The 12,768-nt window shown below is 54.6% G+C and carries 6 protein-coding genes; 4 read left to right on the forward strand and 2 right to left on the reverse strand.

Going from position 1 to position 12,768, the window contains the following annotated elements:
- Positions 1-10: 10 nt before the first annotated feature.
- Positions 11-3,055: a TonB-dependent receptor plug domain-containing protein gene (locus JIN87_RS24325; protein WP_200358533.1), complete on the reverse strand. Its 3,045-nt coding sequence runs from the start codon at positions 3,053-3,055 to the stop codon at positions 11-13.
- 744 nt (positions 3,056-3,799) lie between these two features.
- Here JIN87_RS24325 and JIN87_RS24330 point away from each other — a divergent pair.
- The 4 genes from JIN87_RS24330 to JIN87_RS24345 all read left to right on the forward strand — a co-directional run bounded on the left by JIN87_RS24330 (position 3,800) and on the right by JIN87_RS24345 (position 11,422).
- Positions 3,800-4,702 (forward strand): AraC family transcriptional regulator, encoded by a 903-nt coding sequence (locus JIN87_RS24330; protein WP_200358535.1) that lies wholly within the window; start codon positions 3,800-3,802, stop codon positions 4,700-4,702.
- A gap of 33 nt (positions 4,703-4,735) precedes the next feature.
- Positions 4,736-8,434 carry a VCBS repeat-containing protein gene (locus JIN87_RS24335; RefSeq protein WP_200358537.1) on the forward strand — a complete coding sequence of 1,233 codons (3,699 nt, stop codon included), beginning with the start codon at positions 4,736-4,738 and terminating at the stop codon, positions 8,432-8,434.
- A gap of 2 nt (positions 8,435-8,436) precedes the next feature.
- Positions 8,437-9,876: an MFS transporter gene (locus JIN87_RS24340; RefSeq protein WP_200358539.1), complete on the forward strand. Its 1,440-nt coding sequence runs from the start codon at positions 8,437-8,439 to the stop codon at positions 9,874-9,876.
- A 91-nt stretch (positions 9,877-9,967) separates the two neighbouring features.
- Entirely contained in the window at positions 9,968-11,422 is a 1,455-nt protein-coding gene (locus JIN87_RS24345) for an MFS transporter (RefSeq protein ID WP_200358541.1), read from the forward strand.
- An 85-nt stretch (positions 11,423-11,507) separates the two neighbouring features.
- Here the strand turns inward: JIN87_RS24345 and JIN87_RS24350 are convergent, their stop codons facing one another.
- Entirely contained in the window at positions 11,508-12,575 is a 1,068-nt protein-coding gene (locus JIN87_RS24350; protein ID WP_200358543.1) for a LacI family DNA-binding transcriptional regulator, read from the reverse strand.
- Between the last annotated feature and the right edge of the window lie 193 nt (positions 12,576-12,768).

The raw sequence follows: 12,768 nt of genomic DNA on the forward strand, positions 1-12,768 counted from the left end.
AACTACGCTCCTACCACTCGAAGGTGTTGGTAAGTACATACTGTGTAGGCAGACCGCGGTTGGTATACCATGCGATCGGAGTATCAGGAGCAGTCGAAACAGCGCTGTGGCGAACGACGTACGGATCAACCTTGCCAATGTTACGGATGTTCAGCTGAACCTTCCAGTCGAGTCGATCCTTGAAGACGTTCTCCTTGCGGTAGCTAAGAGTCGCTCCCACACGGAGGAGATCATCAGTGAAGAACGGTTTGTCTGCATCCGGAACCCAAGAACCATTGTCGAGCTGCTTGAGAGCGAAGCCAGTGGCCGCATCATCTTGCCAGATCACGTCAGCGCCGATTCCGAAGCCCTTGAACGGACCGTCGCGGAAGTCGTAGCTGGTAACCATCACGAACTTGTTACGACGTTCGTTCAGGGTACGAGAACCTTCCTGAGCCTTCTCAGTCAAGTAGGCGAAGTAGATCTCGTCGTAGACCTGTTGAGCAGTCTTCATCTCGCCGCCGTCGGCGCCGGATACGATACGCACGTCCGGACCTTCCATCTCGCCAGTCTCTGGGTTTGGCAAGGTCGCGAGGAAGTCGGAGGAGTACATGTCGAAGATCTGACCAGTCACTGGAGCAACGTTCGCAAACTCAGTTTCGAAGTTGTCGAAGCTGAACATCATACGCCAGTTGTCGGTGATGTTCGCATTAACCTGGAACTCCCATCCCTTGGATACGAGATCGCGGGAGTCACGTGTGGTGGATGGGTCGAGCCCTTCGAACAGGTCGATCCCGGCTGGCTGACCGAGCAGGTCGAAGTTGTTCCACTGAAGATTTACGTCCCCCTTGTTTTCAACTTCCACATCGAAGATTGTAAGAACACCGCTGATACGGTTGTCGAAGGCGCCGAACTTGATACCGTAGTTAAGCGTGTCACCAGTGGTGTTCGGACGAGCGTCCTTGTTAGGCAACACACCTACTGCGTTGGAACCGAAGGTGGTCGACTCCTGCACATAGAGAGTCAAGTAGTCCAACTTTCCTTGATCGCGGAAGAGGTGGTAGTTCGCTCCACGCGAGATCGTATCTGGATCGTCTTCGGACTGGAGAGCAAGAGGCGCGTCTGCCGCGAGCTTTGACCAACCAGCAGGCTTGCTTTCATCCTGCCAATCGCCTCCCTGCCATGTCGTATCGTAATCCTCTCGGCTATCAACACGCCAACCGAATGTGGTTACGAGACGGTTGTCGAAGAAACGGGATTGCAGTACTCCGAGGAACGTATCCACATCTTCACGATTGGCTGCAGGAGCGATCGCGTTGTAGGATGGTACCCACTCAGCATTGATGCCATCAAACTGGTTCGCATACGCTTGGAACTCACGTGGATCGGTTGGACCATGAATGGTCTGCGTATCCAAGTCGACGTAGTTGATCATCTTGATCAAGTTCGCGCCATTCCAGCCATTGCGAGGCTCATCCGGCCAATTCTCGGGGCTAAAACTCCACGCAGCTGTATCCAGAGCGTCAACAGGCGTAGTGTTTGGAGTTGTATTCGCTAGCCAAAGACTGTCCCAGCGGTGCTCCGCTTCGGATTGCTCAAGAAGAACGGCTACGTTATGCTTACCGAGCCATCCAAGGCTATCAGTCTCCTCTGCAAAATCGTACTGGAGAGAACCCGTCGCACGCAGGTTCTTGAGCGTGCGATTCTGCTTGTAACGCCAACCAGTGTCGTTGCGGACGAAGTACTTGCCCACATTCGGATTCGGAGTCACGCCATCGTTAAGCGTCGAACTCGCATCCAGGTAAAGCGTGTTAGCACCCCAGTTGATCATGAAGTCGTACTTCACTTCCTCATCATTGGCAGCGAGCTCCAGGTCGATGTACTCGTTCACCTTCCACTGAGCGACACCTTGGATGTTGTGCCCTTGGAAGTCCTGGAAGTTCGAATTGCCGAAGATGTTGAAGTCGCGTGGCAAGAAGTCGGTTGGCAAAGACGGGTTCTTGTTACCAGCAACGCGAGCCGGACCACTGATAACCTTGTTCAACCAGTTACGCGGTGAAGGACCGGTCTCGTCATTGATCAAAACGAGAGAGTTGCCGCCCGTATAACCCCAATCATTGAACTCAGGACCATTCGCCCCTGGAGCGATCCACCAACCGTAGTTGCGAGCGATCGCATGCTCCTCTACCGTTTCACCCGCCTCAGCTGCCGCGTCGATGAAAGGAGTCACCGCATCCTGGTGAATACCGTAGGAAGCGATCGAACGCTGCCAGTCGAAGTGCTCCGCGCGGAACTTGAGAGTGAAGTTCTCCGCTGGCTTGTAGGTGATCGCCGCATACGCGCGGTCCTGGTCCTGGAAGAGCGGCTTGATCCAGTTCTCGCCTTCCTCGTGCATGACCGCCACACGAGCAGCCAAGGTATCTTCGATGAGAACCTTGTTGAAGTTCAACTCGTGGCGAGTGCCACCTTCGTCGTCGATCTGGAAACGGTAACGGTTGGTATCAGCGAAGATCGCATCATTGGTGTAGCGATTAACCAGACCACTTGGATCACCGATTCCGAAAAGAATCGAGTTACCACCGCGGGAGAACTCGAAACGCCCAGCGTTGTAGGAGTCAGCCGTGATGTTCGTCTTAAATTGGTTACGGACAATGTTCTCGACGCGGATGCCGCGGATACGAGGATTGTCACCCCAGTAAACCTGAGAAGCGCCTTCTCCCCCTTGCGTGGTTTCCACTTCGGAACCTGGGGTGAAGTCGACCATCTGGTTGGTGCTGTTGACCGCCAAGTCTTCCATGAACTTCTCCGTGAGGATCGTCATGGTCACACCGATGTCCTTGGTGGAAGTGTTCAGACGAGTACCGGAAAGCGTGTTCTGCGCTTCATAACCACGGTCCTCTTCAGCGTTCACTTCGAAAGGAGAAAGCTCGAAAATCTCTTCGTCCTCATCCTGAGCGTAAGCGACTGATCCAGTCGCGAGACCGGTACAGAGCACGAGGGCCAGTCCGGTCAGGTTCTTGCGAGAGCGAATCTGGGCAAAGTTCGGCTGGCTCGCGGGGTCTTGTTTATTCTTCATTCTAGATTACGTCTGTTTCTGGGTTATAGCTCAGCGGTAGAAAACTAGCGCTGGACCTGTCCGAACGTCCCATCAGATGAATGGCTTCCCACCTCTATCTCCGGGCAACGCGATTGCCGGCAGAAAGGGCGTTATGGGTAGCGGTATTTTCAGGGGGTAGGCATCCAGACAAATTGTATGCAATATACCACGAATCATAACGCGGATCCTCGAAATCCACAATTGAGGTTCTTCGCTGAAAGATAGAGGAATTTCCAAGATCCTCAAATTTTCGGAATTTATTCCAGCCCCTGTCCCGCCCATCTCCTCTAGGAATCCCGCCTTCTCCACTCCTCTCGTACCAAGAGCGTCAATACACGATCCTTAATATAATAGTGCTGCGCCCCCTAGCCTAAAACACCTCCCCAAGCGCCCTCCATCCCACACCACCTCACCTCCAAATCCTGCGCAGTTTGCTACGTAACGTTTCGTTCAAAACTGCGCAAAAGGAGGGAGAATTGGGTCGTCACAGGGGGGAGGAAACGAATTTGCAAAGGTGTTACAACGCCGCAAAACGAGACCTAGGGCCTTGATAACCTGCAACTTAAGGAGCCCTTACAAGGGCGATGATATTTGCTACGAGGCTGTAATCAAATCCACAGGCGCCTGCGCTATTATCGCATCCTACCTCTCGTTCTACCCGCCACCCTAGGCCGGCCCGAGCGACTATCAAACTTGTGGATCGCTCCACCGCCCCTTCCCCAAATGAATCAAGCTACATTCCCCAGAAGCGCCATCGAGCTCACCGAACCCGAATCCGAGCTAGTGGAAAAACGCCGCGAATTTGACCTAGAGTCCCGCCCCCATCCGTCATCCGATCTCAAGGTCTACGGCGGACAATTGCAGGTGTGCTCCCCGGGATTTCATTCCATCGACTCCTGCTTCGACCAATACACGCTCAACCTCATTTCCGCCGGCCAAGGAACGCTCCGAATCGGCGAAGAGATCATGCCGCTGGTCGCCGGAAGCGTCTTCATTGCCGGGCCAAATCACAGCTACCGCATCGAGAACAACTCGAACACCCAGCTCACCCACTACCAGATCCGCTTCAGCGGGGACCAAGCCGCCAAGCTGGTAAACAGCACTTTCCTCAGCGACAACCGCCCGCGCAATCTGCACCGACTTACCTGGATGAAGGACACTTTCTCCAACATCCTCGAATGCGGCGAGAACGCCTGCGGAAACGCCCAGGCCGCCTGCAAGCTCCTCCTCGAGTACCTCTTCACCCGACTCGAAAGCTGCAAGCTGCCCGAAGCGGAGAACTACAGCCACGCCTTTACCGCTTTCCAAAAGTGCAGCAGCTACATCGAAGAGAACTTCCGCCACATCAGCGGCGCCCATGAGATCGCCGACAAGTGCAGCATCTCACACCAGTACCTCTGCTACCTTTTCAAACGCTTCTCCGAAGTGACCCCCACTCAAACGCTCCTTCGCCTCAAACTGAACCACTCCGCCGATCTCCTGAGAAAGGGCGACTTGCTCATCAAGGAAGTCGCGCTCGAAGTCGGCTTCGAGGACCAGTACTACTTCTCGAAGCGATTCAAGGACTACTTCGGAGCATCTCCGCGAAACTTCGTCGGACTGGAGAGAGAGTCCCTTTCCGCCTAGGCCAACTCGCCACCACGGCTACCGCCACACCCCATGGCCACCACGCTCCACGCAGCCTCCACTCGAGCCTTCACACTCGTCGCATCGATCGCCTTCGCTGCGCCCAGCAGCGCGGATCCGGATCCGCAAGTCGGATTCGAGCAAATCAACGCGGCCCAGATCGGGATCGACTTCCAAGGCTCTCAGCCCCGCACCGCCTTCACCAGCACCCAATACCTCGACAACGCGGGCGTCGCCGCAGGCGACTTCGATGGCGACGGACTTTGCGACCTCTTCTTTTGCGGAGGCGACCACGGCAGCCAACTCTACCTAAACCTCGGAAACTTCACCTTCGAAAACGTTACTCAGAGCGCCGGTCTCGAAAGCCTCTCCCAAGAAAGCATCAACGCCGCCACCTTCGCGGATGGAGACGGCGACGGCGATCTAGACCTCTTCCTCGGTAGCCTGTACGGAAAAAGTCGATACTACCTCAACAACGGCGACGGAACCTTCTCCTCCTCCGATCAAGTCGAGTGGCAAGAGTCCCCCATCGGCGGCGTCACCTCGTTCGCTCTCGCCGACATCGACAACGATGGCGATCTCGACCTCTACACTTCCCGCTATCTCAACACCATAGTATCCGACCGGATGACACCCGCAGAGTTCGACGAGCTCTACCAGGACGAGATCGAAAAAATCCGCCAAGGCCTCCCCCTCAGCAAAGAGTTCGCCGAACGCTTCACCGTGCGCGAAGTCAGCAGCAACGGAAAATCAGGCAAAAGCGTAGACGAAAACGGACTCAACGACGTTCTTTACCTAAACGATGGGCGTGGTCGCTTCACGGCCGCGCTCGGAAAATCCTCCCGCTTCCTCACCGCCAAAGGCAGCCCAGTAGACTTACCGCAAGATTGGGGACTTACCTCAAGCTTCCGCGACGTCGATGGCGACGGCGATCAAGACCTCTACGTCTGCAACGACTTCGAATCCCCCGATCGATTCTGGATAAACGACGGAACAGGTCACTTCAAACAAGCCCCCGCCCTCGCCCTACGACGCACCAGCAGTTCATCCATGGGCGTCGACTTCGCCGACATCGACCTCGACGGCCTACAAGACTTCTTCGTGGTCGATATGCTCAGCCGCAGCCACACGCTCCGCAAAAAGCAAATGGGCATGATGGTACCTACCAAAGACACGATCGGCCTCATCAGCGACCGGCCGCAAATCATGCAAAACACCCTTTTCCTAAATCGAGGAGAAGGCCTTTACAGTGAAATCGCCCAGTACGCTGGCCTCAAGGCCTCAGAATGGTCTTGGGCCCCCGCCTTCATCGATATCGACCTCGACGGATACAACGACCTAATCGTAACCACCGGAGCAATACGCGACTTCATGGACGCGGACGTCAATGCCGAGTTCACGCGCTATAAAGAGGAACACGGAGACTTCACCGTCGAACAAACTCTCGCCAACCAAAAAAAGCTACCACCACTCCCCATGCGAAACTTCATTTTTCGCAATCGGGGTGATATGACCTTCGAAGATAAAAGCGAAGCCTGGGGCATGTCCGAAGTTTCCATATCCGGCGGCATGGCCATGGCTGATCTCGACCAGGACGGCGACTTGGATGTCGTCATAAGCAACACAAGCTCCGCTCCCGAGATCTACCAAAATATCTCCCAACGCCCGCGACTCTCAGTTACGCTCAAAGGGAACGACTCCAACACTCAAGCCGTCGGAGCCCGCCTCGTCCTCCAAGGCGGCGGCATCAGCCAAACACACGAAGTCACTTCCGGCGGCATTTACGCATCGGGATCTCAAACAATCCGGTCCTTCGCCCTCCCGAAACCAAAAAGCGAATACACTCTCACCATCCACTGGACCGACGGCACCCAGAGCGTAAAAAAAATAAAGGCGGGCGCCTCGCACATCTCAATCGACCAAGAAGGCTCCCCCAAGCGAGCCCCTATCGCCGCAGGTGATCATAACAAAGCCCCCACCCCACTCTTCGAAGACGTCTCTCAAAAGCTCGGCCACAGCCACGTCGAATCCCCCTACAACGACTTCGCCCACCAGCCACTCCTACCAAACCGCCTTAGCCAACTCGGCCCCGGGATTAGTTGGACCGATCTCGACCACGATGGAGACGACGACTTGCTGATCCCAAGTGGACGCGGCGGCAACCTAACAATCCTCGCCAACACGCCAAACGGCTTCAGAAAAACTCAAGGCACCGCCGCCTTCACCGACCAAGTCTCTGTACTCACATCCACTGCGAGCAATGGCGATATCTCCTTCACCCTTGGCGTATCCAACCACGAGCTACAAAAGCCAGAGACCGTGATGAGCGCGATTCCCTTTAGCTTCAACAAATCCAAAGGCTGGATCTCTCACGAAAACCTCCCCGCCTCACATTCGACGACCGGCCCTATGAGTCAGGCCGACATCGATGGAGACGGCGACCTAGACCTTTTCATCGGCGGGCGAGCCATCCCAGGCAAGTATCCAGAAGCCGCGGACTCGCAGATCTTTATCAACAACTCCGGCACCCTAGAGCTGGATACAACCAGAAGCGCCCCCTTCAAAAAAGCAGGCCTCGTCTCCGGGTCAGCCTTCGCAGACATCGATTCAGACGGAGACCAAGACCTCGCGCTCGCCCTCGAGTGGGGGCCGATCAAGGTGTTCGAAAACGACAAAGGAACCTTCCGCGACATCAGCCAACAGCTTGGGCTAGCCAAGCTCACAGGCTGGTGGAACGGAGTAGCGTTTGGCGATTTCAACAACGACGGAAAGCTCGATCTCGTCGCCACAAACTGGGGACGCAACAGCAAGTACGAGGGAAGCTACAGCCAAGACCATCCCCTTGAAATTTTCTACGGCGACCTAAACAACGACGGAACACAAGACGTGGTCGAAGCCCACTTCGACAAGCAAATGCAATGCACCGTCCCCGAGCGAGGCTTCAGTTGCAGCAGCCGAGCCATGCCCTTCATCCGCGACCGCATGAAAACCTTCGAAGGCTTCGGGATGGCCAGTCTCGAAGGGATCTACGGAACGAAGCTCGAACAATCCAAGCACGTCGCTGCCAATACGCTCGAACACCATGTCTTCATCAATCAAGGCCGCTCGTTCCAAGCGATCCCGCTTCCACTGCTCTCCCAATTAAGCCCCGCCTTTGGCGTATCGGTCGCCGACTTCGATGGTGACGGATTCGAAGACCTATTCCTCGCTCAGAACTTTTTCGCCGTCCAAGTCGAAACCCCACGCAACGACGCAGGATACGGCCTCATCCTTCGCGGATCAGGAGACGGCTCATTCGCTCCACTCTCGACCCAAGAGAGCGGCATTGCCATATTCGGCGAGCAACGCGGTTCTGCAGTAAGCGACTACGACCGCGATGGACGCGTCGACATCGCAGTCGCCCAAAACGGTTCCAAAACCAAACTCTTCCGCAACGTATCCGCAAAGCCAGGACTGAGAGTTCGCCTAGAGGGTACTCCCGAAAACGTGAACGCAATTGGAGCAACCATTCGCCTCGAATTTGAAAACGATTGGGGTCCCGCCCGAACCATTTCCTCCGGCTCCGGATACTGCTCTCAAGAGACAGCCACCCCAGTCTTGGCTGTCCCGAGCCCACCCGTTGGGATTGAAATAGCATGGCCCGGTCGAGCACCGGAATCGATACAACTCCAGAACGCCGCCGGAAAGTCCGAGCTCTACGTTTCCCAAGACGGAAGGATCGAACTACGCTAGACATGAGTCTCGTCCACGAAGCCCAAGACATTTGCTCGGCTCCGGTATCTCGCACCGTCGCTCGCCGAGATAGAGTGCCCTCGATCCAGAAGGCAGCCTATGGCGTGGGCATCGTTTCGGACCATTGCTCCATCTTCGGCATCACCGCGTTCGCGATGCCGATCTTCAATGTCATGCTCGGGCTCAGCCCCACGATGGTCGGCTTCGCCTTGGGAATCGCCCGACTCTGGGACGCGTTCTTGGATCCGTTCGTAGGTATCCTCTCCGACAATCGAAGAAATCTTAACGGGCGCCGCAAACCCTTCCTCTTCCTCGGCTCCATCCTCACCGGCTGCGCCTTTCCCTTTATCTGGTTCGTTCCCGAAGGCTTAAGCCAGGCCTCCACCTTTGCCTTCCTGCTCGTCTCCCTGCTCTTTTTCTACACCTGCTACTCCGTCTTTTCCGTCCCCTACCAATCCTTGGGCATGGAACTGACAGCCTCGTACCTTGAGCGGACAAACGTGTACTCATGGATGTCCAGCATTCAACAAGTCTCGGGATTCATCGTTCCTTGGCTGCTCACCCTCGCTATGCTGCCTGCCTTCGGGAACGCCATGGTGGGAGCCAAATGGGTGGGAGCAGGCGTTGGCGTCATCATCATCATCACGGGCATCCTCCCCGCCGTCCTTTGCAAAGAACGCTACCAAACCGTCGCCAAAAAGCAACAGTCGGACAGCATCATCGCCTCCTTCAAGTCGATCACTAAAAACCGCCCCATCCGACTCGTCATCTTCACCATCGGTATCTTCCTTGTACCCGGCACGATCGTACATTCCTTCGACTTTTACCTCAACACCTACTACCTCTATGAAGGCGACATCAAAGGAGGCTCTTGGTTCTCCGGCGTCGACGGTACGCTCAAAGTCGCATTCGCTCTGCTCGGCATCTTCGTCATCCGGCGCCTCTCCAAGACATACGACAAACATCTCCTGATCAGAGCTTGTATCCTCATTCTCATACTCGGTCGAGTCGGCATCTACTTCACCTACATACCCGGCAACCCATTGCTGGCCCTGACATTCAAGCCACTGCTTTCAATGGCGGAAACAGGATTCTGGGTACTCATACTCTCCATGCGGGCGGATTTGGCCGATTGGGACGAATACGAATCCGGACGCCGACGCGAAGGCATGATCGCAGCCGCCACCAACACCGCAGCGAAGATCGCCATGACCATAGCCATCCTCCTGACAGGTCCCATCCTTCAGTACTTCGTAGGCTTTGATCGTGAACTCGGCGGCGAGCAACCAGCAGGAACCTTGGACAAGCTCTTCTGGGCGACCCTCATCCTCCCCTTCTGTGCCCACGTAATTATTTTCTACCTACTAAAAAACTATCCACTCACTTACGACAAGTACCTTCAGATCCGAGCCAACCTCGAACGCAGGCGCGAAGCTGTTTAAACGATTAAAGATAAGAACGGGCAGCTTCACTTTAAAATTCTCCAAACAAAAACGGGTGCGACCCTTTCGCCCTACCTACTATATTCACTGCATGTCCACACTCTCAGAGACACTCGATGAGGAAAAAGAGCTGAACCAGCACGAGATCGCTCCCGAAGATAAAGTCCCGATGAAAGAAAAGATCGGGTATGGTTTGGGAGTCGTCGCTGATCACCACGCAATGGTTACCCTCGCTTGGTTCGCCCTTCCTTTCTTCCAAGACACAATCGGACTCCCCGCCAAATTCGTCGGCCTTTTCATGATGCTCGCAAAAGCGTGGGACGCGATAAACGACCCTCTCGTCGGCGGCATCTCAGACAATTGGAGAAGCAAGTTTGGACGCCGTAGACCCTTCATACTACTAGGAGCAGTCGCGACCGGCATCTGCTTCCCGCTACTTTGGATGATCCCAGAAGAAGCCAGCGAGCTGACTCAAAAGATCTATTTTGGCGCTACAATCCTCCTCTTCTATACCTTCTACTCTGTATTTTCAGTTCCGTACGAATCGCTGGGATCGGAGCTCACACCGAGCTACAAAGAGCGAACGAATGTCTTCGCAGTGCGGGCCTACGTACAAAACATCTTCAACCCAGGAATCAATTGGTACTCCTACCTCGCAGTCGCCTGGTTCGGCGGCTTGCTACTTGGCATAAGAAACTTCTCCTGGTTCATCGGACTCGTCATCATTGTCGCAGGGATCATGCCTGCCTTATTCTGCAAGGAGCGATACCTGGACATCGCTACAAAACAGAAGAAAGTCCCGGTTCTAAAGTCACTTGCGTCCGTACTTCGCAACGGCCCGCTGATGATCGTCATCGGGACGATGGCCATCTACCTTTTGGCGATAATGAGCGGTGGCCAAATGTCATACTATCTGAATACGTACTACCTGTACAACGGCGACCAAGAGCTTGGACTACGACTTGGAGCGATCGACGGCACCTTCAGAATCCCCTTCTACATTCTGGGGGCCTACCTCGTTCAGAAGTTAACTCTGAAGTATGACAAGCACCACCTGATGCTCGGATCTGTAGGAATGCTATTCCTCAGCTTCTTCGCCATGTACTTCCTAATCACCCCTGAGAACCCATATCTGTTTCTGATAACACGACCCTTTCTCGCAATCGCAGAGTCCGGTTTTTGGATACTCATAATCTCCATGAAAGCCGACGTTTGCGACTGGGATGAATACGTTTTCGGAAGACGTCGCGAAGGCGTCATCTCCGCCACCTCAAACTGGTTCAACAAGCTCTTCATGGCTATCGCGCTATACCTTGGAACCTTGATTCTAGTGGATCTAGTGGGATACCAAGAAGATCTCGGAGCAGCTCAACCAGAAGGCGTTTTGGAAAACATGAAACTCGCCTACATCGCCCTCCCTTGCACAGCCTGCGCCATCGCCTTTCTTCTGCTCCTCAAATATCCTCTCAATCACAAGCGATTGAACGATATCCGTATCGAGCTGGAATCACGCCGAGGCAAGGTCGCCGCCGAGGACGAGTCCTGAAAGCAAACTTAGTTTAATATCAACGGTTCGGGTCTAGCGTGAAAACGCTAGGCCCTTCTCGTGGCAATGGATACGCCAATGCCAACTACTTCACGTAGTTAGCATCTTGGTACTTTGACGCACGTATCTTCAACTCAATCGGCTTGCCCACTCTTCTCAGAGTCAGCCCTGACTGATAGTGGCTATCTACCAGCACCACCTTGGGGCTCTCCGGCACTCCGGTCTGATTTAAGTTGATATCCGACATCGCTAGTTTCGCCGCCTCACGCCCTACGGATTCGTGGCAATGATCCACGCCAGAAGCGTCAGGCGGACCATCCGTCAGATCCAAGGCAGCGAAACCAAGGTCCTCCGGCAATTGGTATCCCAATTCCTCAAGCATGCGATACACCTTCCCCGAACTTATCACCGCATCCGGTCGATAGCGTTCCATCCAATTCTGAAGCTTCCCATCCTCAATGTCCCGCTTCCGCAAAATGGGGATGCGATCCGCTTCATCTACCAGCATAGAATAATAGAGATAGGAGGAGGCAAAGAGTTTATGCCCGATGCCCCCCGCACTATACGTCATGGCAAATCCTATACGTCTGTACCCAAGCCGACACGCCTGTTCGATCAACTCGTCCATCATCTGTAGATAATTGGGACAAGCCCGGTTCAACATCGGGTCAATCACGCTATAACCAGCGGTCGCAACACACAGTCCGTCGACCTCCAAATCCAAGGCTCCGATACCGCTCATCCACGGCAAAGCGATCACTCCCTTGATACCACGTGAAATCAAGATCGTCTTCAGTCGCTTGGGACTCGCCTTGAGCTCAGTCAAAAAAAAGAGATCCGTACCGTAGCCACTCTCCTTAGCCTGCTCCTCGACGCCGCGTATGATCTTCTGCAAACGCGGATACGACTTCAGACCAACCTGATCGATTTCTGGAATGATGACAGCCAACTTGGACATCTGCCGATCGACTCGATTCGCCCGCAGGTGCTCCATGAGCTCTGCGATACGACCATCCTTCTCATAGCCGAGACGCTCCGCTGCCTCACAAATGTTCTTTCGACGTTGCTCCGATACTTTCGGACTCCCACGCAAAGCGAGAGAGACTGCCGACACTGAAACGCCGACTTCCCGAGCAACATCTCTCAGGCTCACTTTTCTCGTACTATTAACCGTATCCATTAAACAGTAAGGTTCCGCAACCTTCACCTAAAGATGCTCCCAATCCAGCAATTCTCAACCGAGATCCGGGTCAACGGTTGACCGCAAAATCTGTTACAAATTCAAGTTCCATGCAAAGCAGAGAATTCCTAACGTAGCGCGGTGCTTCAGCCCGCGACCGCACAGC

The sequence above is a fragment of the Pelagicoccus mobilis genome, from assembly GCF_016595505.1.
GTDB classification, from domain to species: Bacteria; Verrucomicrobiota; Verrucomicrobiia; order Opitutales; family Opitutaceae; genus Pelagicoccus; species Pelagicoccus mobilis.